This window comes from Nodularia spumigena CCY9414 (assembly GCF_000340565.2).
Lineage (GTDB): Bacteria > Cyanobacteriota > Cyanobacteriia > Cyanobacteriales > Nostocaceae > Nodularia > Nodularia spumigena.
Genome location: NZ_CP007203.1, coordinates 949,044 through 971,545, shown reverse-complemented (window position 1 = coordinate 971,545; position 22,502 = coordinate 949,044). Strand labels below are relative to the sequence as shown.

Below are 22,502 nucleotides of genomic sequence, written 5' to 3'. Positions count from 1 at the left end.
AAGTAATTAGAAAAACTTTTGATCCTACCTAAAACCAATAGTTCTGGTACTTTTAGTCACTATTGATTAAACTTATCTGTAGTTCTATCCTACATTGACTGATGGTGTTTGCTAGACATTCAAATTTAAGATTAGTGTTCTCGAATACGAATTACTGTGCGCTTTGATATAGTTACACTTTTTCCTGACTGTTTTACCTCAGTTTTAACTTCTGGGCTGCTGGGTAAAGCCTTAGCTAAACAGATTGCCCAAGTAAATTTGGTTAATCCCAGAGATTTTACCACCGATAAGCACCATAAAGCTGATGATGAACCCTACGGCGGTGGCGTGGGTATGTTGATGAAGCCGGAACCGATCTTTGCTGCTGTGGAGTCCCTGCCAACTCTACCCCGCCGAGAGGTCATTTTAATGAGTCCCCAAGGTCAAACCATAAATCAACCTCTGTTAAAAGAATTGGCTGGCAATTATGACCAGCTAGTAGTGATCTGTGGCCATTACGAGGGGGTAGATGAAAGGGTACTGCATTTAGTGACTCGTGAGGTGTCTTTAGGCGATTTTATTCTCACTGGTGGGGAAATTCCCTCAATGGCATTACTTAATGGCGTGGTGAGGCTTCTACCAGGCACTGTGGGCAAAGTTGAGTCTCTGAAGGTAGAAAGTTTTGAGGAGGGTTTACTGGATTATCCCCAGTACACTCGCCCGGCTGATTTTCGCGGCTGGAAAGTGCCTGATGTCTTGCTATCTGGGAATCATGCCGAAATTGCCCGATGGCGATATGAACAACAAATCCAAAGAACAGGCGATCGCCGCCCCGATTTGCTGCAAAAATGGCAAGAAGAGAGGGGAGTGGGGAGTGGGGAGTAGGGAGTGGGGGGAAGAGGCAGGGGAGCAGGGAGCAGGGAGCAGGGGGGAGAAGACGGTAACTTTCCAATGACTAATGACTAATGACTAATGACTAATGACTAATGACCAATGACAATGAATATTCGGATTGGTAACGGCTACGATATTCACAAGTTAGTGAGCGATCGCCCTTTAATTTTAGGTGGAGTTTCAATTCCTCACGAATTGGGCTTATTGGGGCATAGTGACGCTGATGTCCTAACTCATGCCATTATGGATGCCATGTTGGGGGCATTATCCCTAGGGGATATTGGTCATTATTTTCCCCCTAGTGATCCTCAATGGGCTGGGGCTGATAGTTTGGTGCTACTAACTCAAGTACATCAGCTCATTAGGGAGCAAGGTTGGCAGATAGGCAATATTGACTCGGTAGTAGTAGCAGAACGCCCCAAATTGAAACCCCATATTGAAAAAATGCGTGCTAAATTAGCGAATGTTTTAGAATTACTACCAAATCAAATTGGCATCAAAGCTACTACTAACGAAAAATTAGGTCCCGTTGGTCGAGAAGAAGGTATATGTGCTTATGCGGTGATTTTATTACTAGCCAGTGATTATTGACATCCTCCCCACCCTACTTCGTAGAGGGTGGGGATTCCAAAGATCGCTCTTTAGGCTTCCTCTTTCCACGACCCGACTTAGTTGAAGGAGTTTCCCCACCCAAACAGAGGTCGATGTCTCCAGAGGCGTTAGTTCCGACGTGACCCGCCGTACTTAATGCTTTTTCTAATATGTTCCGCGCTGCGTTCCAGTCACGATCTTGGGTATGCCCACAGTGAGGACATACATGAGTTCTGGTACTAAGAGTCTTTTTGACAACCTCGCCACAGTTAGAGCAATTCTGCGAAGTGTAGTGAGGCGGAACTGCAACTGTCACCACGCCAAACACTTTGCCAAAATACTCAACCCATTCACGAAACAGCGACCACGAAGCGTCACTAATAGACTTAGCCAAGCGATGATTCTTGACCATATTCCGCACCATCAAATCTTCATACGCCACGAGGTCGTTAGACCTCACCACGCACCTTGCTGTCTTAACAGCAAAGTCTTGACGCTGGCGACTTACTTTGAGGTGTTTACGAGCAAGTTTATTTCTCAACTTAATTCTGTTCTGGGAACCCTTTTTAGTCTTAGACATCCGGCGTTGCAGCCGTCTCAAAGACTTCTCACTCTTGCGAAGGTGTCTAGGATTAGCGATTGTTTCCCCGTTACTATCGGTGTAGAAGTGGTTCAGTCCAACATCAATACCAATAGTTTTACCCGTTGGTTCTCGCCTTTCTACTCGTTCATGATCAATGCAAAACTGGCAATAATAGCCGTCTGCACGACGCACAACCCGCACTCTTTTGAACTGTTTGAGTTGATAGAAATGCAGGTCACGGGTTCCCCAAAGTTTGAAGGTTCCTGCTTTAAATCCGTCAGTAAAGGTGATGTACCTGCGGTCATCAGAAAGTTTCCATCCAGAGGTTTTGTACTCAACAGAACCATGTGTCTGGTGCTTCTTAAACTTTGGAAATCCCTTTTTACCTGGCTTACCTTTTTTGCAATTATCAAAAAATCGAGCGATTGCAGACCACGCTCTTTCAGCACTAGCCTGTCTTGCCATCGAGTTGAGTTTGGCAGCATAAGGAAACTCAGGATTAGCAGCAAGCACAGCGCAATATGCGCTCAACTCGTATTTACCAATGCCTTTATTGTCCATCCAGTATCGAACGCAACTGTTACGAATAAAACGAGCAGTGCGGATAGCTTCATCCAGCTTTCCGTACTGCTCGTTCATTCCTTCCAGTTTTGCTTCAAATACCAACATTTTTACGCTAAACTCACTAGCGTAATCATAACACAGAAATTGTTAAAATCTCCACTGTTCTCTCACTTGTTTTGCTCTGCAAAACGATGCTTCAAGAACGTGGAGATTTCAACCCACCTTTCATCCCCTCCCTACTTCGTTGAGGGAGGGGCATTCGGTGGCTCATGGTAAATTGATTTAATGGTTAGCTCATGAAAATAAACGAAAAATTATGATATTAACTAAAAAAAAATCTCATCGCATAAACCGTGTTTGGTTAATCATCAGTATAATGGCGTTTACAGCCATTACAATTGTAGGTTGCAATCCGACTAATTTTAAAAGTACAGCCGCTCAAGTACCGCAGTTAGTAAACAGCATTCTCAGTGACCCCAAAACCTTTAACTATGCCCTCAGTTCAGAAGTTCCTAATATTTTTAGTTTAACTTACGAGGGATTAGTTACCCAAAATCCTATCACTGGTGAAATTGAGCCAAACTTAGCAAAATCATGGGAAACTACCAATGATAAATTGGGGTTCGTGTTTACCCTACGAGAGGGTTTAAAATGGTCTGATGGCGAACCGTTAACAGTAGATGATGTTGTTTTTAGTTACAACGATATTTACTTCAACGAAGACATTCCCACCGATACTAGAGATATTCTCAGGATTGGTGAAAGTCGCGCATTACCTAATGTACAAAAAATCGATAATCGACGGATTAAATTCACGACTCCAGAACCATTTGCACCCTTTTTAGGGTCTCTAGAAATACCAATTTTACCTGCTCATATCCTCAAAGAATCTATAAAGACAAAAGACAAAGAAGGTAAGCCAATATTTCTCACAAAGTGGGGCGTTGATACTCCTGTAGAGGAAATTATTGTCAATGGCCCTTACAAATTAGAGCGTTATGACACAAGTCAACGTGTAATTTTCCAGCGCAACCCCTACTATTGGCGTAAAGGATTACAAGGAGAAGCTCAACCTTATATTGAACGGATAGTATGGCCAATTGTCGAATCTACAGATACTTCATTGCTACAATTTCGTTCTGGTAGTTTAGATTCTGTGGGAGTTACACCAGATTACTTTTCTTTGTTAAAAAAGCAAGAAAAACAGGGTAATTTCACAATATACAATGGGGGACCAGCGACTGGGACATCCTTTGTTTTCTTTAATCTCAACAAAGGTAGAAGAGATGGTAAACCGCTAGTAGATCCCATCAAATCAAGTTGGTTTAATACAGTGGAATTTCGGCAGGCTGTAGCTTATGCTATTGACCGCCAAACCATGATTAATAATACTTTTCGTGGCTTGGGTCAAACTCAAGATTCACCAATTACTATCCAGAGTCCCTTTTATCTTGCGCCTGAAGAAGGACTAAAATCCTATGATTACAATCCCGAAAAAGCGAAGGAATTGCTAAAAAAAGTGGGATTTAAATATAATACCCAAGGGGAACTATTAGATGCCGAAAATAACCGGGTTCGCTTCACTTTGCTGACGAATGCAGGAAATCGAATCCGTGAAGCAATGGGAGCGCAAATTAGTCAAGATTTAGGCAAAATCGGGATGCAAGTTGATTTCACTCCCTTGGCATGGAATACTTACATAGATAAGCTAAGTAATACTTTGGATTGGGATGCTTCTTTACTAGGATTAACTGGTGGTTTAGAACCGAATAATGGGGCTAATGTCTGGGCCCCTGAAGGTGGATTACATATGTTTAACCAAAAACCCCAAGCCGGACAAAAGCCCATCGAAGGCTGGGAAGTCGCTCCTTGGGAGGCCAGAATTGGTGAATTGTACATTCAAGCCGCCAGGGAATTAGACGAAGCCAAGCGCAAAGAAATTTATGCCGAAACCCAAAAAATTACCCAGGAAAATTTACCGTTTATTTACTTGGTTAATCCTTATTCATTGTCAGCAGTGCGGAATAAATTTGACAATATAAAATATTCGGTTTTGGGAGGCGCATTCTGGAACATCCATGAAATCAAAGTTATCCAGTAGTTAAATAGCTATTGTCCATTATTTTCTACTTCCTGACCTCCTCATCTTCCTATCCCCTCATCTAAAATTACTGTGACTCAACCTGAAAATTTGCGATCGCTCCTCCAAGCAGTTGCCAATGGTAAACTTACCCCAGATATGGCGTTAGACTCACTCAAAGATTTAGCTTATGAACCTGTAGGTGAGTTTGCCAAAATAGACAACCATCGCGAACTCAGAACTGGTTTTCCTGAAGTAATTTGGGGGCCAGGTAAGACAGACGTACAGATTGCTCAAATTATGCAGGTGATGCGCCTCCGTAACCCGGTGGTGATGGCTACCCGCATTGAACCAGCAGTTTATACTGCACTGCAAGCAAAGATTACAGATTTGCAGTATTACGAATTGGCGCGAATTTGTGCGATTACTCCCCCTACCATTGAACCCAAGATTGGCGGGTTAATAGGTATTATCTCGGCTGGTACGGCTGATTTAGCTGTAGCAGAAGAGGCGGCTGTGACAGCAGAACTTTCTGGCTTTCGTGTACAGCGTCTTTGGGATGTCGGTGTGGCTGGAATTCACCGCTTGCTAAGTAATCGCCATCTGATTTCATCATCATCAGTTCTGATTGTTGTGGCTGGAATGGAAGGCGCTTTACCCAGCGTTGTGGCTGGTTTGGCAGATTGTCCAGTGATTGCTGTTCCTACCAGCATCGGTTATGGCGCGAGTTTTGGCGGTTTAGCTCCCCTATTGACAATGCTCAACTCCTGTGCATCTGGTGTGGGTGTGGTGAATATTGATAATGGGTTTGGTGCTGCTGTTTTAGCGGGGCAAATTTTGCGAACAGCCGAGAAATTACGGATAGCATCATCTGGATCTTGAGTGGCTACAGTTAAGTTATACTTAGGATTTCCATAGATAGTCAGTGTTTATCAGGATAAAAAAACACCTGCCTACTAACCATTGCAGTGCATTACCCAAAAATTACCAAGTTATGAACTACTTTAGCGGTGTAATATCTCAGTTAGTTTGGCAACTGCCAGTAAGTCTGACGATGCTAGCTCAAAACATTAACGATCCAGACGTTTTAGGTCAGATGCAACAAGCTTGGAATAACTTTGTCACCACAGGTCAAATCTGGGCGCTGTTGATTGGTCTGATCGTTGGTTATGTTCTACGGGGTCTTACAAGTTACGGTTGATATGAGTGGGGAGTGGGGAGTAGGGAGTGAGGAGTAGGGGACAAGAGAGAAGGAAGAGTGATAAATTCCTCTTGTGTCTTCCTAAATCATTATTCCCCATTTCCCACTCACTATTCCCCTAATAATTTATGACTAAAGAACAAACGTGGAGTCAACGATTTGAATCAGCATTGCATCCGGCGATCGCTCGTTTTAATGCCAGTATAGGTTTTGATATTGAATTAATCGAATATGACCTAACTGGTTCTCAAGCTCATGCCACAATGTTGGCTCACACAGGGATTATTTCCCCCGCAGAGGGTGAACAACTGGTGGTGGGTTTAGAACAAATTCGCTCTGAATACCGCCAAGGCAAATTTCAGCCGGGAATTGATGCGGAGGATGTCCATTTTGCTGTGGAACGGCGATTGACGGAAATTGTGGGTGATGTGGGTAAAAAGCTGCATACCGCGCGATCGCGCAATGATCAAGTAGGTACTGATACCAGACTTTATCTGCGCGACCAAATTCAACAAATCCGCAGCCAATTGCGAGAATTTCAAGGCGTATTGCTAGATATAGCCGAACAGCACGTTGAAACTCTGATTCCGGGCTATACTCACCTCCAACGCGCCCAACCCCTGAGTTTAGCTCATCACCTGCTGGCATATTTCCAAATGGCACAACGGGACTGGGAACGCCTGGAGGATGTTTCCCGCCGAGTCAATATTTCGCCTTTGGGGTGTGGTGCATTGGCGGGAACGACTTTTCCTATTGACAGACATTACACAGCCGAACTCTTGCATTTTGAGAGTATTTATGCTAATAGCTTGGATGGAGTAAGCGATCGCGATTTTGCCATTGAATTTCTCTGTGCTGCGAGCTTAATCATGGTTCACCTCAGCCGTCTTTCCGAGGAAATCATTCTTTGGTCATCTGAAGAATTTCGTTTTGTCACCCTCAAAGATAGCTGCGCCACGGGTTCGAGCATTATGCCCCAAAAGAAAAATCCCGACGTACCAGAATTGGTGCGAGGCAAAACCGGGCGCGTATTTGGTCATCTTCAAGCAATGCTGGTAATCATGAAAGGGCTACCCCTGGCATACAATAAAGACCTGCAAGAAGATAAAGAAGGTTTATTTGATAGCGTTCACACCATCAAAGCTTCTCTCGAAGCAATGACAATATTGTTGCGCGAAGGCTTAGAATTTCGTACCCAGCGTTTAGCAGCAGCAGTGGAAGAAGACTTCTCCAATGCGACAGATGTCGCTGATTATCTCGCCGCTAGGGGTGTCCCTTTTCGGGAAGCCTACAACCTGGTCGGTAAAGTTGTCAAAACCAGTATCGCCGCAGGTAAACTGTTAAAAGACTTAACCTTAGAAGAATGGCAAAACCTGCATCCCGCATTCGCCACAGATATCTATGAAGCAATATCCCCCCGTCAAGTTGTAGCAGCACGCAACAGTTACGGTGGGACAGGTTTTGCACAGGTGAATCAAGCAATTGTGACAGCCCGCGCTCAAATGGTTGAATAGGGGAAGTATAGCAAAAGTCAAAAGTCAAAAGTCAAAAGTCAAAAGTCAAAAGTCAAAGACTCGCTGTGACTGGGTTTTAGGCTTTTGCCATGTCCTAAGCACCTTGGCGGTTACTATAAGAGGTAGGGAAATCACCGCCCCATCCCCACTAACAAACCAGGGCGTACATAATATATATGTACGCCCTGAAAATTCAAAAATTCAAATAACAAGGATTTCAATAGGTGGCTTAGTCAGTATCAGTTGCTGCTGCGCCCTCTTCTTCCTCACTCTTCGGAGGTCTTTGTTGGAACCTTCTCTGCATTCTTCCTGTAGTAGTCCGTTTACGAAACTTTCTGGCATACGCCTGGTTCCGTAGCGCCTTTTCTTTTTTCGGGTTACGGCGCTTGGCCATGTTCACCTCATTTAATAAACAACAAAAAAGTGCAACTAGGTATCACATAAGCAATATCAGCTACTTATGTTATTGATATACTTTTGTCCTAGCTTAGTAATCCACATACTTTTAACAGTATACTAGGATATCATATTTAATTGATTTATGTCAATAGTATCCAGAATCCTGTCTCCAGTCTCAAGGTGTTGCTCATCGAGCATTCAACCAGCAGTTCAATGACGTGTGGGTAAAATATCGCGCCCATCCCGCAAAAATAAAAAACACCAGTCTTCGTAATTGAGTCAGAATCTCACATAAAGTTGAAGAAATTGGAATTGAGAAATTAGATTATTGGAAACTATTCCCAGAAAGACAAGAATAAGCTTAGATGTTTCATATGCTGTACTTGAAATATCAGATTAACTGCTACTTGTAATCAGACTCGGAGTATTTTTAATCTAAAAAGGAATATATGTATTAAAAATTATTGTATAAACAAATACTTAAAATTCAATCATGATTTTGGCAACAAATGGGAAGATTGATATACTATATACAAGAAATATAAGAATAAAATCTTTAACTCTTAGCATATTTGTGTTATACAAAAATCAACCCTATAGTCATGGATTTTATATAAAATTGTAGGAAATTAGAGAACACAACACACATACATCACTGAAGTTTGAATGTTTTTGTTTTTTTTTGCAACAGTTGTTCAGTCTACACGTAATTTATGGCGTGTAGGACAAACGGTACTGGGTATCATTTTTCGTCATCCCATTACTGGCGCTAGTATAATTCCGATTTTACCAGATGGTAGAATTGTGCTGATTAAGCGACGCGATGATGGCTGCTGGGCGTTACCTGGAGGAATGGTGGACTGGGGAGAGGATATTCCTCAAACAGTCAACCGAGAATTGATAGAAGAAACTGGATTGGAGTTGGTGCAAATTACCCGTTTAGTAGGAGTTTACTCAGCACCTGATAGAGACCCCCGCATTCATTCAATTTGTGTTGTGGTGGAAGCAAAAGTTCAAGGGAAAATGGAGATTCAACATACCTTGGAGGTTATGGAAATCCAGGCTTTTCCAGCTAATTCTTTACCTCTAGGAAAAATGGCTCATGACCATACTCGCCAATTACAAGACTACTTGAATGGCTTGACAACACTGGCGTAAAACGATTTTGGATTTAACGTTAAATTAAAATGGCTACCCTATTTTGCAACTCCCGGAGGAAATTCTCTCAAGGGCTATTATTTTGGCGCGAAGCTGGTAAAGGAATTCCTGTAATTTTTTTACATGGTGCTTGGAATGATAGTAGTCAATGGGTATCAGTGGTTGAGTCATTATCTGATAATTTTCATTGTTTGTCACCAGATTTATTAGGGTTTGGTGAGTCAGAAAATCCTCATGTTCATCACTCCATTGATTTACAGGTGGAGTGTATTGCTGAGTTTATTCAAGCTCTGAAACTAGAAAAAGTATACTTAGTAGGTTATTCTCTTGGCGGTTGGATTGCGGCTAGCTATGCTTTAAAGTATCCTGACCAAGTTGGTGGTTTAGTATTACTAGCGCCAGAAGGTGTAGGGATAGAAGGACAAGAAAAATATGCGCGTAAAATGCGAAAATTAGTCAGTCGTACACCAATTTTATCGACACTATTAAAATTTTTTCGACCTTTAAATAAAATTGCGGGAGTGAAAGCAAAAATCGAAAGGGATTTTAGTCAGCGTCAGGTTTTGTTAGAATATCCCAATGCCTGTCAGTTATTATTCCAAAGGCGGCAGTCAGAAATTGAAGCCGAGTTTTTGGATAAAAGATTGCATTTAATGCAAGTTCCAGTTTTGATTTTGCAAGGTGGTCAGGATTTACTTGATGCTGTAGTTAAAAGTCAAACTTATACTCAACTGCTTCCTAAAGTTGAGTTGCAAATCATTGCTCACGCCGGAAATGATTTACCTGGTTGTTGTCCTGGGATTTTAGCTAGGGATATTCAGAATTTTATCACGGCTAATGCAAGTTTTTAGGAATGGGGATTTAATCAAATAAAGAACCTCACCCCCAGCCCCTCTCCTTAGTAAGGAGAGGGGAGAATTAAGGAGAGGGGAGAATTTAATGCTCTGTGATGTTTTCCCGCATTCTCCTGCTTGCTAAACTTGAGTTGCAAATCATTGCTCACGCCGGAAATGATTTACCTGGTTGTTGTCCTGGGATTTTAGCTAGGGATATTCAGAATTTTATCACGGCTAATGCAAGTTTTTAGGAATGGGGATTTAATCAAATAAAGAACCTCACCCCCAGCCCCTCTCCTTAGTAAGGAGAGGGGAGAATTAAGGAGAGGGGAGAATTTAATGCTCTGTGATGTTTTCCCGCATTCTCCTGCTTGCTAAACTTGAGTTGCAAATCATTGCTCACGCCGGAAATGATTTACCTGGTTGTTGTCCTGGGATTTTAGCTAGGGATATTCAGAATTTTATCACGGCTAATGAAAGTTTTTAGGAATGGGGATTTAATCAAATAAAGAACCTCACCCCCAGCCCCTCTCCTTACTAAGGAGAGGGGAGAATTAAGGAGAGGGGAGAATTTAATGCTCTGTGATGTTTTCCCGCATTCTCCTGCTTGCTAAAGTTGAGTTGCAAATCATTGCTCACGCCGGAAATGATTTACCTGGTTGTTGTCCTGGGATTTTAGCTAGGGATATTCAGAATTTTATCACGGCTAATGAAAGTTTTTAGGAATGGGGATTTAATCAAATAAAGAACCTCACCCCCAGCCCCTCTCCTTAGTAAGGAGAGGGGAGAATTAAGGAGAGGGGAGAATTTAATGCTCTGTGATGTTTTCCCGCATTCTCCTGCTTGCTAAAGTAGGGATATTCAGAATTTTATCACGGCTAATGAAAGTTTTTAGGAATGGGGATTTAATCAAATAAAGAACCTCACCCCCAGCCCCTCTCCTTAGTAAGGAGAGGGGAGAATTAAGGAGAGGGGAGAATTTAATGCTCTGTGATGATTTCCCGCATTCCCCAGAAAATTAAATTGGGTTCCATAATTAAATGGGCGGCAATTTCGGGGAATTGTATTTGGAGATAGTTTAGTAGTAAGATGCGATCGCCTCCTTTAATGACAATTTTGCTCTCTGGAAATAACTGCTCCCAGGCTGTAACAAAATCTTTAATTCCAGCTAACAAAGTGTAAATAATTCCACTTTGAATTGCTTCTGTTGTATTCAGGGCAAAGCGTGGAGGTAAAGAGCTAATTTCTGTTTCTAAATGTGGTAATTGTCCGGTTTTTTCACCCAGACTACTAAATTGTAAACCCAGTCCCGGCAGAATTGCACCTCCCACCAAAGACTTTTTAGCATCCGCACCTGTAAAAGTGAGTGCAGTTCCAGCATCAATTACCAGCATAGGAAAACCCCAAGTTTTTCCAGCACCCCACAAAGCCAGCGCTCGGTCAATTCCCAAAGTGGGGTACATATTTAATAAGGGAATTTGTTCCAAGGTAATCACGCGCACATGAGGGTGAGTTTCCCAAAGTGCAGTTTGTTGGGGAACAACAGAGGCTAAAAAAATAGGGGGATGGGGGGAGTTTTTTTCGCCTACTTTCCTACGGCGACTGGGAGGAAAAATTTCTGGTGGTAAATCATTAAATGTTTGACATTGAGCTAGTTGTTGTGTTATGTATTCGGAAAAAGGGTCAGTATCCCAAGTGTCGCTGAGGGTTTGTCCTGTAAATAACGCCCAGTGCAGCCGAGAATTGCCAATTTCCAACGCTAACCAAATATTCTCTCTGTGTCCTCTGCGCCTCTGTGGTTTCACACTTTTAATTTTTTGAAGTCAGTCATTATATTTTTCAATAAAACTTAATATTCAAGGCGTGTCAAAATAAAACAAGGGAAAAATATACTCATTGTGTCAAGGAGGCCAACTATGGTAGCACTCACCGAAAGAACTGAAAAACGGCTCACCATAGAGACTGTGAAGATTGCTCAAGAAACTATCGCAATTCGGTCTTTAGACTGGGATCGCGATCGCTTTGATATTGAGTTTGGTTTACAAAACGGTACAACCTATAACTCGTTTCTGATTCGCGGTGAAAAAACTGCCTTAGTTGACACTTCTCACGAAAAGTTTCGCCAGTTATATTTTGATACTCTCACAGGATTAATCAATCCTACAGAAATTGATTATTTAATTATCAGCCACACAGAGCCAGATCATAGCGGCTTAGTCAAAGATTTGCTGCAAATGGCTCCAGATATCACCGTTGTGGCTTCTAAGGTAGCAATTCAGTTTCTGGAAAATCTCGTCCATCAGCCCTTTAAACGCCAAATTGTCAAAAATGGCGATCGCTTAGATTTAGGCAATGGTCACGAATTTGAATTTGTGATTGCTCCTAATTTACACTGGCCAGATACTATATTCAGCTTCGACCATAAAACCAAAATTCTCTACACCTGTGATGCTTTTGGGCTGCATTACTGCTCAGATAGCACCTTTGATGAAGATTTAGCAGCGATTGAAGCAGATTTTAAATATTACTACGAGTGCTTAATGGGACCAAATGCCAGATCGGTTTTATCTGCTCTGAAGCGGATGGGTGAACTGAAAACCATTGAGATGATTGCCACTGGTCACGGTCCCTTATTATCTCACAACGTCGAAGAACTAACTGGACGTTACCGCACTTGGAGCCAAAGCCAAAGCAAACCTGAAACCGCTATTGGGATATTTTACGTTTCAGAATACGGATATAGCGATCGCCTGGCACAAGCCATAGCCAAAGGTATCAATAAAACTGATGTCGCTGTGGAAATTGTGGACTTGGGTTCAGGGGTAGATTTACAAGAACTGCGGGAATTAGTCAGCCGTTGTACAGGAATTGTCGTGGGTACACCGCCGGCGGTCAGTAATGCTAATATCCAAACAGCACTCAGTACAATTATTGGATCTGCCAAAGAAAAACAAGCCATTGGCATATTTGAAACAGGCGGAGGAGATGACGAACCTATAGATACTCTGCTGAATAAATTTCGCAACTTGGGTTTAACCACAGTTTTTCCAGCGATTCGGATTAAACAAACCCCCACAGAAAATACTTACCAACTTTGTGAAGAAGCGGGTACAGACTTGGGACAATGGGTAACACGCGATCGCAGCATCAAAGCGATGAAATCTCTAGGTGCAGACCTAGACAAAGCACTAGGTAGAATCAGTGGGGGATTATATATTATTACCGCCAAAAAAGGCGATGTATCCAGTGCCATGCTAGCCTCCTGGGTTTCTCAAGCCAGCTTCAAACCGATGGGATTATCCATTGCAGTAGCTAAGGATAGAGCAATTGAATCACTGATGCAAGTAGGCGATCGCTTTGTCCTCAACGTCTTAGAAGAAGGTAACTACCAAACCCTGATGAGACACTTCTTAAAGAGGTTCGCCCCCGGTGCTGACCGCTTTGAAGGTGTGAGAACTCAGCCCGCCCAAAACGGCGCTCCCATCCTCGCCGATGCTTTAGCCTACATGGAGTGTGAAGTTGTAAGTAGGATGGACTGTGGCGACCACTGGGCAGTATATAGCAACGTTTACGAAGGGCGAGTATCCAAACCAGAAGCACTCACAGCAGTTCATCATCGTAAAGTCGGCAACCATTATTAAGTTACTTCACCGACAAAGGCCAAGGTACAAAGAAAATTTCCGCGTCTTTGCGCCTTTGCGCCTTTGCGTGAGATAAAAACTTCCTGATTCCTCACACCCAAAGGCTATGTCAATAAATAAACCCCGTGATGTTCAAGTTCTTCCCATTGCTACAGATACCACAGTCATGCGATCGCGCAGTTGGTCAAGACTGAGATTTGAAATTGAATATGCTTTAGCCAAAGGTACAACTGCCAATTCTTATAAAATTCAAGGCGATAAAATTGCTCTGATTGACCCTCCAGGAGAAACATTTTCCCAAATTTACAAAGAAGCATTACAGCAACGGATGGATGTAACCACCATTGATTATGTAATTCTGGGTCATATTAATCCCAACCGCGCCGCCACTCTTAAGGCTTTATTAGAACTAGCACCACAGATTACCTTTGTTTGTTCTAATCCTGGGGCTAAAAATTTACGGGATATTTTAGAAAATCAGGATTTACCAATTATCGTCATGCGGGGGGAAGAAACCCTGAATTTAGGTAAAGGACATGATTTACAGTTCATTCCCACCCCTAACCCCCGTTATGCAGACCAACTCTGCACATACGACCCACAAACAGAAATTCTTTACTCAGATAAGCTATTTGGGGCGCATATTTGTGGAGATCAGGTATTTGATGAAGGCTGGGAAACAATCAACGAAGACCGACGCTATTATTTTGATTGTCTGATGGCTCCCCATGCGCGTCAAGTAGAAACAGCTTTAGATAAACTGGCTGATTTACCCATCAGAATGTATGCTACTGGACATGGCCCCATAGTCCGTTATGGCTTAATCGAACTAACTAAAGCTTATCGGCAATGGATTCAACAACAAGCGGCGGCTGACTTGACAGTGGCGCTGATTTATGCATCGGCTTATGGAAATACAGCGACATTAGCACAGGCGATCGCTCGTGGTATTACTAAAGCTGGTGTAGGAGTAGAATCAATTAACTGTGAATTTACAGAACCCGAAGAAATCCGCGCTGCTGTAGAAAAATCTGCCGGTTTCGTCATCGGTTCACCTACTCTTGGCGGTCACGCACCTACACCAGTGCAAACAGCTTTAGGAATTGTCCTCTCTACTGCGACAAATAATCAACTAGCTGGGGTGTTTGGTTCCTTTGGCTGGAGTGGTGAAGCCGTTGATTTAATTGAAAGCAAACTCAAAGACGCTGGCTACAGATTCGGTTTTGATGCCATTCGGGTCAAATTCAAACCCGATGATGTCACCTTACAATTGTGTGAAGAAGCCGGAACCGATTTTGCCCAAGCGCTGAAAAAAGCTAAAAAAGTCCGTGTTCCCAGCCAACCAGCCACAAATGTAGAACAAGCCGTGGGGCGCATTGTGGGTTCTCTGAGCGTCGTTACAGCCAAAGAAGGGGATATATCCAGCGCCATGTTAGCTTCTTGGGTGTCTCAAGCTAGCTTTAATCCTCCTGGTTTAACCATAGCTGTAGCGAAAGACCGGGCTTTAGAAACGCTCATGCACTCAGGAAATAAATTTGTCCTCAATATTCTCCCAGAAGGCAAGCATATAGGCTTAATGAAACATTTTCTCAAACCTTTTGCCCCAGGACAAGACCGATTTGGTGATGTCGCTACTGAGGAAAGTGAAAGTGGTTCTCCCATCCTTACAGATGCCCTAGCATATTTGGAATGTTCTGTCAAAGGTCGGTTAGAATCGGGTGATCATTGGCTGGTTTATGCCACTGTGGATAATGGCAAAGTCTTAAATAAAGATGGTGTGACAGCTGTGCATCAACGTAAAACCGGAAGTCATTATTAGACATCGACCGTCACTGTGGAAACAACTTTGGTGAATGGGGATGTTAACCCAGATGTCAAGGACTTAGCCCCAGAAGGTTTACTTTTTATCTTTGCTACAGATAGCCCAAATAATCAACCGTTGTTGGTTGTCACTAATGAGATGAGCAAGTCCTAAGTTGACAATTTCATAGACAAAACTATACTTATATTGACAAAAATCAATATATATTTTAGGAAAAAATCAACTACTTGATATATAATACGGTGATATCAAGTATTGAATTGAGACTATTGCCGACGCGAAAACCAAGCAATGATGGTGGTAGTCTTTTTCAGAAACTTAATTGGAACACAATCGCGTCTGGCTAAGGCGTGAAAGTCTACTGAGGGATAACTGCTCCCATGCTCCCGTTGAAGTAGAAAGTAAAGTCTAGTTTTGTCTAGGTTTTATATAGCAGCGGAACTACGACACTCTACAATGTAGCGTCTGTTCCTGAACCTGGAGCTATTTTTGGCTTAGTAGCAATTGGTTCAATGGGTCTTTTACAATTCAAGCGGAAGCGCTAGAACTAATTCCTGCAATAATTGCAGTCCCAAGGGGGAGAGACTATGGCTAATAGCTAGCTCTCCTCTTTTTGCAGTGTAATAGTTTCCTCACCCACTGGATAAACTAACTTTCAATTCTCTTTTCTAAATATTGACCAATCATCAATTGCTCACTAGCACGAGAAATGATAGTCTGTCTGGTGCGGTATTTGCTACCAATAAGTTTTAATTCCTCTTCAAATACTGAGCCGTTGTACTCAGTTCGCAAACATAATGTTTTAGTGTTGGGGAAATAATATTTGGCGGTTACTGGTTTGGATGTCGCAAAACCGCGATCGCGATATAAAATATTTCCCAAAACTCCAAATAATGTGGAACCTTGAGACTCTTTTCTGTCCTTTAACACATTTGTACTGTCCCAGGTGACTTCCGCACCACAGATTAAACTCACGGAGTTGGGTAAATTGTGCAGCAGCCCTAGATTTTGCAATTCATCACATCCTGGTTCTAAAAACCGGATGGTGATCAAACTTTCCATTTCCTTGGTTTCACCCTCTGGCAAAGTATAATAGCGTCTTTCAGACCGCCAATGACCTACTGATTCTTGGAAAAATTCTGCAATCTGGGTTTCGTCAACGGTTTGTGCAAGTTTTAGCGGTGATATCACTCTTCTTCCTCGCCTGAGCAAAAATTGGCATTACTCATATAATACATCGATAGAAAAGGCAATCTTTAGTTAAAAATTTTAATACATATCGAAAAATACTAGTTGATTTGCAACATTATGTATATTTATGTAAAATAAAATTTCATAATTCAATAATCTTCAAATTACACTCAGAAGTCGAAAAAATTCCTGTAAATGGCTATTTTAGATGGATTAACCTTCGAGCCAAAACCGAAAATTATGTAAATTTTTATACAAAAAATGTATTTTTTGTAAGTGCTAAAAAAGATTTATTTTTGCGTAGGCAGCATAATGGTAAATATTTTATTGGCTTAAATAGTTAAAAAAAAGCGCAAAGATATGTCAGAGTATCTCTATATATTCACGCGTCTTACAAGTTAGTAATATCGATATTAAATTACTTGGAAATACACCGGAAGTTGCAGTAAAACCTCCCTTTTAGGAGAAAAATACATGATTTTGGATGAAAAAATGCCTAACAAACAGGCAAAATTGCCAAACGATAATGGCTCCCTATTAAACCAGGTAATTAATCCCCAATTGCATTCAATTTCACAAACGCAACAAATAACAGCCGCAGCTAATCGCCCTTTGTCTATATCTGTCTTATTCATTACTTCTTTGCTCAGTATGGGCTTCTTGACGGTCAGCTGTGGATCGATGCCGAAGGAATCTGCTAAGGCGCAATCTCAGCAACGTGGTGAGGGTGGGCGTGGTAAAAATGCCACACCTGTAGATGTGGCGATCGCCCGCACTGGATCTTTGCGAGTACAACCCAGTTATACAGGGAATACCACGCCATTTCGGACTGTTTCACTGCGATCGCAAGTCGAAGCAAGGTTATTGGCTTTGAACTTAGACGTAGGTGATAAAGTTAACCAGGGGCAGAACGTCGGACTATTAGATGATGCCATCTTGTTAACATCATTAAAACAAGCAGAAGCCGAACTAGCAGCCCTGGGTTCAGAAGTAGCCAGAGCAAAAACTCAGGTAAGTAACGCCCGTGCAGAAGTAGAAAGAGCGCGCTTAGAATTAGTGCAAGCCAAAGCCGACTCCAAACGCCTACAGCAACTCGTTCAAGCAGGTGCGATCGCCAAACAAACCGCAGAACAAGCCCGCACCGCCGCCCAAACATCAGCCCAATCACTCCGCGCATCTGAAGATCGGGTGCGTACAGAACAGCAAGCCGTCGCCGCCGCCCAAGGTAGAGTCATCGCTCAACAAGCCGTAGTTGCTCAATTTAAAGAGCGCAGATCCTATGCGCGCTTAATCTCCCCCATCACCGGTGTAATTACTCAAAGAGTCACAGAACCAGGTAATTTGCTGCAAGCAGGTAACGAAGTTTTGCAAATTGCCGACTTTAGCCGGATAAAAGTCGTGGTGCAAGTTTCCGAATTAGAACTATCCCAAATTCAATTGGGACAATCTGTGCAAGTCAGCTTAGATGCTTTCCCCAATGAGTCAATAATTGGCAGAGTCACACGCATCTCTCCAGTCGCTGATCCTACAGCCCGTTTAATCCCAGTAGAAGTAATAATTCCCAATAGCGACAACAAAATTGGTAGCGGACTCTTAGCAAGAGTCAAGTTTCCCTCCCAGACATCAGAGCGAGTAGTGGTGTCCCAAACAGCTATTCAAAAAGAAGCCAAAAATAATAATGCTTCTAACTCCACAGCCACTAAGAGCGAGTCGGAAGATACCTACGGCGGGTTAAGCCTACGCAGTGGTAAAGTCTTCGTAATTACAAACAGAGAAGGTCAAACCAAGGTAACAGCCCGTGCTGTAACTTTAGGTAACAAAGCTGATGGCAACGTAGAAATCTTATCTGGTTTGGAAGCTGGTGAACCCTATGTTGCTCGTAGTGGTAAACCCTTAAAAGACGGTGATTCTGTAGTTATTTCAATTCTGTCAGAAAGCGGAGAATAAAAATTTGGCGTTGCTCAAACCAAGTATGAATTTAAATGTAGAGACGTTCCACCCAAAGTATATACAGGGGTTTTGACATCAGCAACGCCAAAAATTAAATATGACTTTTTGTGGTGTTTATTTAGCCCTGTTATTGGAGATTAGCAATAGATGCAGGAAACACAGAAGGGCGGCGGATTTAGTATCAGCACTATTTCCATTCGCCGACACATCGGCACACTCATGCTGGCTCTAGCAGTATTGGTAATGGGTGTCTTTTTTATGATCAAAATACCTGTAGATTTACTACCATCAATTACCTATCCCCGAATTGGAGTGCGGATAGATGCACCAGGACTTTCTCCAGAAGTAGCAATTGATGAAGTCACCAGACCTTTAGAATCAGCCTTTTCCGCCACCGAAGGGGTACTACAGATTTTTTCTCAAACTCGTGAAGGACGAATCAGTTTGGATCTGTATTTTCAACCAGGGGGCAATATTGACCAAGCCTTAAACGATGCTACAGCCTCCTTTAATCGAGCTAGAAGTAATTTACCAGACACTATTGAAACAGCGCGCTTATTCAAATTCGACCCTTCCCAGTTACCAGTTTACGAATTTGCCTTAACTTCTCCCTCCTTACAAAGCCTGGATTTGCGGGTTTTTGCCGAAGAAGAACTAGCGCGGGAACTAGGTGTTGTCCCCGGAGTCGCAGGGGTAGACGTATCGGGAGGAGTGAAAGAAGAAGTTAGAGTTAATCTAGATTTGGCGCGTTTGCAAGCCTTGGGTGTGGGTTTAACCGATGTGTTGGATGAACTGAGAAACCGCAATCAAGATGTTTCTGGTGGTCGGCTTTTAGGGTCAAATTCTGAGCCATTGATTCGGACTGTGGGGCGTTTTCAAAGTGCAGATGAAATTAAAAATTTGTCTTTTGAGGTCAATTCTGACTCAGATACCACCGTTTTGAATCGCCGCGTTTATTTACGAGATTTTGCCGAAGTCATTGATGGCTCAGAACAGCAGCGCATCTATGTTTTACTTAACGGGGAACCTGCTGTTAAAGTCAGCATTCAAAAACAGCCAGATGCTAACACAGTCAACGTTGTCGATGGTGTAAAAAAACGATTAGCAGAACTGCAAGCCTCTGGTGTAATTCCGGAAGGGACAATACTGACATCTACCTTGGATGAGTCGCAGTTTATCCGCAATTCCATTTCTAATGTTGTTACTTCCGGGTTAATTGGTACGGGATTAGCTGCTTTTGCGGTTTTACTATTTCTTGGTTCCCTGCGACAAACTTTTATTATTGTCATTGCTATCCCTTTAGCCAGTTTAGCCGCCATCATCTTGATGGGAATCTTTGGCTTATCCCTGAATGTATTCAGCTTGGGTGGTTTAGCTTTAGGGGTGGGTATTGTGGTGGATAACTCCATTGTCATGTTGGAGAATATCGCCGAGGGTGCAGGTATGACTCCTGGGAAAGATAGCAAAACTCGCCTGAATTCCCAGCAATTGATTGAACAGGCTGAACGAAGTAGTCAGGAAATAGAGTCAGCTTTAATTGCTTCTACCAGTACGAATTTAGTGGCGGTGATGCCATTTTTGCTCATTGGCGGCTTTATTTCACTGCTATTCAATGAGTTAATTCTTACCATTACTTTTTCTGTAGCGGCTTCTATTGTAATTGCTGTCACCATTGTACCTATGCTTACCTCCCGCACCTTGGCGTGGAAATTTTCTAGTGGGTTGAGTAAGTTTTGGCTGCTACAAGAATTTAACCGCCGCTTTGATGCAGCGACAAACAGATATAGCCGTTTTTTGGCTGATATATTGCGCTGGCGATTTTTAACAGTGGCGATCGCTATTATCCTATTTGGTGGTGGTAGTTTGTGGATGGCTCCGCAAATTCCCCAAGAAATCTTACCGCGAATTAGTACAGGACAAGCCAGGTTAAATGCTCAGTTTCCACCTGGTACGCCCCTAGAAACCAACCGCAAAGTTATGGCGATGGTGGATGACATCCTCCTGAAGCAACCAGAAACTGAATATGTCTTCTCTACAGCTGGCGGTGCGCTGTTTGCAACAAATGTCAGTGCTAATCCTCTCAGAGGTACTAGCACTATTACCCTCAAACCGGGGACTAATACTGAAGCTTATATCGAACGAGTTACCCAAGAGTTCAACAAGCTAAATTTAGTCGGAATTCGCCTGCGCCTTTCTCCTGGTCAAGTGCGGGGTTTAATTCTCAGCAACTCTCCCGCACGTGGCGCTGATGTTGATATCATTCTTCAGGGTAACGATACAGACAACTTAGAACAAGCTGGTCGAGACGTGCTAACAGCCTTGGAAGAACGATCCAAATTAGTCAGATTTCGTCCTGATGCTGATGACCGTCAACCAGAACTGCAAATTCGTCCTGACTGGGACAGAGTAGCAAATTTTGGCTTAACTACTAGTGATATTGGCGACACAATTCAGACAGCTATACAAGGTAGTGTACCCACCCGACTACAACGCAGTAACCGTTTAGTCGATGTCAGAGTGCAGTTGAATGAAGCATCAATTCAAGAGGTTTCTCAATTGCAAAGATTACCTTTGTTCGTTAACAATAATCGCCAAGTCCGCCTGAGCGATGTAGCTACAATTACTCAAGGACAAGCGCCTGGGGAAATTCAAAGGATTAATCAGCGTCAAGTAGTCATATTTGCAGGTAATTTGACCCAGGGAGCTAATCTTAGTGATGCTTTTACTGAAGTAGATACAATTCTCAGTAGTATAAAATTACCCGAAGGTGTAAGTGTTTTGCCCAGTTCGGCAGCTGCATCCAATCAGGAACTCCAAAACTCACTGCAACTATTAGGTGGATTAGCTAGCTTTTTAGTCTTTGTCGTCATGGCAGTGCAGTACAATTCACTCATTGACCCCTTGGTAATTATGTTGACAATTCCTTTGGCTTTAGCTGGGGGAATTTTTGGGCTTTACATTACCAATACTGCCATTGGGGCGACAGTGATTGTGGGGGCTGTGTTATTGGTGGGTATTGTGGTTAACAATGCCATCATCATGGTGGAACTCGCGAATCAAATTCGCAAACGAGACAAAGTTGACCGAAAAACCGCAATTTTGCAAGCGGCTCCTCAACGCTTACGTCCAGTATTAATGACTACCATTACTACAGTTTTAGGGATGTTTCCTTTGGCTTTGGGAATTGGTGAAGGTTCAGAATTCCTTCAACCATTGGGTGTGGTAGTATTTTCCGGTTTGTCACTAGCCACATTGCTAACGCTGTTTATTATCCCTTGTTTCTATACTATGCTGCACGATTTATTACATTGGCGTTGGGCGAAGCCAATTTTAATTCATTTGGGTGGCTGGAAGAAAAAGTTCTACTAACAAAGGTGAGTTTAGGCACTGATATAGCGATTCCTACCTCAATAGGTACTACAAGAATTATTCGACCACAGATGGACACAGATAAACACAGATAAATCTGTATCTCAGCAGACTAGTAAAGGCTATATAGCCGTTCCTCATCACATGAGGTATAGCAAAAGTCAAAAGTCAAAAGTCAAAAGTGAAAGCATCACGACTGCAAGCCACTTGAACAGGTGTACCAAAGGGTACAAGTTCTAGGAGCATACCATAGTGCAGATCAGCTTGTGGAATATAAAAAGCTAAACCAGGGCCAATTTGGGGGGTACGACTGAGTTCAGTTTCATAACTATCCACCTGAGCAGCCACACGGGAAGATATTACAGCACCTGGACACAAAGCGATCGCTCTGGTCATTTCTGCTATACAGTTAGGAGCTAAGTAGTCATCATCATCCAAAAACTTAATCCAGTCACCGCTAGCTTGTTGCACTCCAGCATTTACCGTTGCAGCGTGACCTTTATTAACTGGGTGGCGATGATAAACAACAGAGTTACCCAAGCTTTTGATGTATTGTTCAGTTTCATCAGATGAACAGTCATCAGCAACAACCACTTCACAAGGTATGGTCTGATTAAGAGCAGAGTTAAGGGATCGTTTGAGCAAATTTAAGCGATTATAAGTAGTGATGACAACGCTAAATTTCATAATTTAATGCCCGTAGCACAGACTTCTACAATATAGCTTCTAT

Annotated in this window: 20 protein-coding genes and 2 pseudogenes; 17 read left to right on the top strand and 5 right to left on the bottom strand. The window is 42.6% G+C overall.

All coding sequences use genetic code 11. The features are described 5' to 3' along the window. The first annotated feature begins 156 nt into the window (after positions 1–156). Both trmD and ispF read left to right on the top strand, forming a co-directional pair. Positions 157–864, top strand: coding sequence for a tRNA (guanosine(37)-N1)-methyltransferase TrmD (trmD, locus tag NSP_RS04325; RefSeq protein WP_006198317.1), 708 nt, complete (start codon positions 157–159; stop codon positions 862–864). A gap of 114 nt (positions 865–978) precedes the next feature. Next, positions 979–1,464: a 2-C-methyl-D-erythritol 2,4-cyclodiphosphate synthase gene (ispF, locus tag NSP_RS04320; protein ID WP_042202846.1), complete on the top strand. Its 486-nt coding sequence runs from the start codon at positions 979–981 to the stop codon at positions 1,462–1,464. Between the two features lie 13 nt (positions 1,465–1,477). On the opposite strand, the gene NSP_RS04315 is transcribed toward ispF, so the two are convergent. Beyond that, positions 1,478–2,716 (bottom strand): RNA-guided endonuclease InsQ/TnpB family protein, encoded by a 1,239-nt coding sequence (locus NSP_RS04315; RefSeq protein WP_006198315.1) that lies wholly within the window; start codon positions 2,714–2,716, stop codon positions 1,478–1,480. Positions 2,717–2,927: 211 nt separating this feature from the next. On the opposite strand from NSP_RS04315, the gene NSP_RS04310 reads away from it, so the two are divergent. The 4 genes from NSP_RS04310 to argH all read left to right on the top strand — a co-directional run bounded on the left by NSP_RS04310 (position 2,928) and on the right by argH (position 7,406). Continuing rightward, a complete protein-coding gene (locus NSP_RS04310; protein WP_006198314.1) occupies positions 2,928–4,712 on the top strand; it encodes an ABC transporter substrate-binding protein in 1,785 nt (594 codons plus the stop codon). Between the two features lie 72 nt (positions 4,713–4,784). Further along, positions 4,785–5,573, top strand: a complete 789-nt coding sequence (gene larB / locus NSP_RS04305) for a nickel pincer cofactor biosynthesis protein LarB (protein WP_006198313.1) — start codon at positions 4,785–4,787, stop codon at positions 5,571–5,573. 112 nt (positions 5,574–5,685) lie between these two features. Then, positions 5,686–5,892 (top strand): hypothetical protein, encoded by a 207-nt coding sequence (locus NSP_RS04300; protein WP_006198312.1) that lies wholly within the window; start codon positions 5,686–5,688, stop codon positions 5,890–5,892. A gap of 128 nt (positions 5,893–6,020) precedes the next feature. After that, positions 6,021–7,406, top strand: coding sequence for an argininosuccinate lyase (gene argH / locus NSP_RS04295; RefSeq protein WP_006198311.1), 1,386 nt, complete (start codon positions 6,021–6,023; stop codon positions 7,404–7,406). Between the two features lie 229 nt (positions 7,407–7,635). On the opposite strand, the gene NSP_RS26210 is transcribed toward argH, so the two are convergent. Continuing rightward, a complete protein-coding gene (locus NSP_RS26210; protein WP_006198310.1) occupies positions 7,636–7,800 on the bottom strand; it encodes a hypothetical protein in 165 nt (54 codons plus the stop codon). 671 nt (positions 7,801–8,471) lie between these two features. Between NSP_RS26210 and NSP_RS04290 the strand changes: the two genes are divergently transcribed. The 5 genes from NSP_RS04290 to NSP_RS26195 all read left to right on the top strand — a co-directional run bounded on the left by NSP_RS04290 (position 8,472) and on the right by NSP_RS26195 (position 10,522). After that, a complete protein-coding gene (locus NSP_RS04290; RefSeq protein WP_006198309.1) occupies positions 8,472–8,963 on the top strand; it encodes an NUDIX domain-containing protein in 492 nt (163 codons plus the stop codon). A 29-nt stretch (positions 8,964–8,992) separates the two neighbouring features. Next, entirely contained in the window at positions 8,993–9,814 is an 822-nt protein-coding gene (locus tag NSP_RS04285; protein ID WP_006198308.1) for an alpha/beta fold hydrolase, read from the top strand. A 98-nt stretch (positions 9,815–9,912) separates the two neighbouring features. Beyond that, on the top strand, positions 9,913–10,050 hold the full coding sequence (locus NSP_RS26205) for a hypothetical protein (protein WP_006198307.1): 138 nt from the start codon (positions 9,913–9,915) through the stop codon (positions 10,048–10,050). 98 nt (positions 10,051–10,148) lie between these two features. After that, the gene (locus tag NSP_RS26200; RefSeq protein ID WP_017803823.1) at positions 10,149–10,286 is read left to right on the top strand and encodes a hypothetical protein; all 138 of its coding nucleotides are present in this window, start codon (positions 10,149–10,151) and stop codon (positions 10,284–10,286) included. 98 nt (positions 10,287–10,384) lie between these two features. Continuing rightward, positions 10,385–10,522 carry a hypothetical protein gene (locus NSP_RS26195; protein ID WP_006198306.1) on the top strand — a complete coding sequence of 46 codons (138 nt, stop codon included), beginning with the start codon at positions 10,385–10,387 and terminating at the stop codon, positions 10,520–10,522. A 257-nt stretch (positions 10,523–10,779) separates the two neighbouring features. On the opposite strand, the gene NSP_RS04280 is transcribed toward NSP_RS26195, so the two are convergent. After that, on the bottom strand, positions 10,780–11,604 hold the full coding sequence (locus tag NSP_RS04280) for a pantothenate kinase (protein ID WP_006198305.1): 825 nt from the start codon (positions 11,602–11,604) through the stop codon (positions 10,780–10,782). Between the two features lie 111 nt (positions 11,605–11,715). Here NSP_RS04280 and NSP_RS04275 point away from each other — a divergent pair, with 111 nt between their 5' ends. The 4 genes and pseudogenes from NSP_RS04275 to NSP_RS27475 form a co-directional block, all read left to right on the top strand. Beyond that, complete coding sequence (locus NSP_RS04275; protein WP_006198304.1) at positions 11,716–13,440, top strand: diflavin flavoprotein; 1,725 nt, start codon at positions 11,716–11,718, stop codon at positions 13,438–13,440. A 106-nt stretch (positions 13,441–13,546) separates the two neighbouring features. Continuing rightward, a complete protein-coding gene (locus NSP_RS04270) occupies positions 13,547–15,259 on the top strand; it encodes a diflavin flavoprotein (RefSeq protein ID WP_017803822.1) in 1,713 nt (570 codons plus the stop codon). A gap of 15 nt (positions 15,260–15,274) precedes the next feature. Further along, positions 15,275–15,415, top strand: a complete 141-nt coding sequence (locus tag NSP_RS26190) for a hypothetical protein (protein ID WP_006199090.1) — start codon at positions 15,275–15,277, stop codon at positions 15,413–15,415. Positions 15,416–15,732: 317 nt separating this feature from the next. Beyond that, positions 15,733–15,807, top strand: a pseudogene (locus NSP_RS27475) (PEP-CTERM sorting domain-containing protein); the annotation flags it as partial. A gap of 103 nt (positions 15,808–15,910) precedes the next feature. Here NSP_RS27475 and NSP_RS04265 read toward each other — a convergent pair. Then, on the bottom strand, positions 15,911–16,453 hold the full coding sequence (locus tag NSP_RS04265) for a phycobiliprotein lyase (protein WP_006199089.1): 543 nt from the start codon (positions 16,451–16,453) through the stop codon (positions 15,911–15,913). 474 nt (positions 16,454–16,927) lie between these two features. Between NSP_RS04265 and NSP_RS04260 the strand changes: the two genes are divergently transcribed. Together NSP_RS04260 and NSP_RS04255 are read left to right on the top strand one after the other, a co-directional pair. Next, positions 16,928–18,400 (top strand): efflux RND transporter periplasmic adaptor subunit, encoded by a 1,473-nt coding sequence (locus NSP_RS04260; RefSeq protein WP_006199087.1) that lies wholly within the window; start codon positions 16,928–16,930, stop codon positions 18,398–18,400. Positions 18,401–18,550: 150 nt separating this feature from the next. Further along, positions 18,551–21,772: an efflux RND transporter permease subunit gene (locus NSP_RS04255; protein WP_006199085.1), complete on the top strand. Its 3,222-nt coding sequence runs from the start codon at positions 18,551–18,553 to the stop codon at positions 21,770–21,772. Positions 21,773–21,955: 183 nt separating this feature from the next. Here the strand turns inward: NSP_RS04255 and NSP_RS04250 are convergent. After that, a pseudogene (locus tag NSP_RS04250) lies at positions 21,956–22,459 on the bottom strand (glycosyltransferase family 2 protein); the annotation flags it as partial. Between the last annotated feature and the right edge of the window lie 43 nt (positions 22,460–22,502).

Bases quoted from the DNA above. Each gene is read 5' to 3' on its own strand.
- NSP_RS26210 (WP_006198310.1), bottom strand. From the start codon at position 7,800: ATGGCCAAGCGCCGTAACCCGAAAAAAGAAAAGGCGCTACGGAACCAG.
- NSP_RS04315 (WP_006198315.1), bottom strand. From the start codon at position 2,716: ATGTTGGTATTTGAAGCAAAACTGGAAGGAATGAACGAGCAGTACGGA.
- NSP_RS26205 (WP_006198307.1), top strand. From the start codon at position 9,913: ATGTTTTCCCGCATTCTCCTGCTTGCTAAACTTGAGTTGCAAATCATT.
- argH (WP_006198311.1), top strand. From the start codon at position 6,021: ATGACTAAAGAACAAACGTGGAGTCAACGATTTGAATCAGCATTGCAT.
- ispF (WP_042202846.1), top strand. From the start codon at position 979: ATGAATATTCGGATTGGTAACGGCTACGATATTCACAAGTTAGTGAGC.
- NSP_RS04300 (WP_006198312.1), top strand. From the start codon at position 5,686: ATGAACTACTTTAGCGGTGTAATATCTCAGTTAGTTTGGCAACTGCCA.
- NSP_RS04270 (WP_017803822.1), top strand. From the start codon at position 13,547: ATGTCAATAAATAAACCCCGTGATGTTCAAGTTCTTCCCATTGCTACA.
- NSP_RS04285 (WP_006198308.1), top strand. From the start codon at position 8,993: ATGGCTACCCTATTTTGCAACTCCCGGAGGAAATTCTCTCAAGGGCTA.
- NSP_RS04310 (WP_006198314.1), top strand. From the start codon at position 2,928: ATGATATTAACTAAAAAAAAATCTCATCGCATAAACCGTGTTTGGTTA.
- NSP_RS26200 (WP_017803823.1), top strand. From the start codon at position 10,149: ATGTTTTCCCGCATTCTCCTGCTTGCTAAACTTGAGTTGCAAATCATT.
- NSP_RS04260 (WP_006199087.1), top strand. From the start codon at position 16,928: ATGATTTTGGATGAAAAAATGCCTAACAAACAGGCAAAATTGCCAAAC.
- NSP_RS04290 (WP_006198309.1), top strand. From the start codon at position 8,472: ATGTTTTTGTTTTTTTTTGCAACAGTTGTTCAGTCTACACGTAATTTA.
- NSP_RS26195 (WP_006198306.1), top strand. From the start codon at position 10,385: ATGTTTTCCCGCATTCTCCTGCTTGCTAAAGTTGAGTTGCAAATCATT.
- NSP_RS04275 (WP_006198304.1), top strand. From the start codon at position 11,716: ATGGTAGCACTCACCGAAAGAACTGAAAAACGGCTCACCATAGAGACT.
- NSP_RS04255 (WP_006199085.1), top strand. From the start codon at position 18,551: ATGCAGGAAACACAGAAGGGCGGCGGATTTAGTATCAGCACTATTTCC.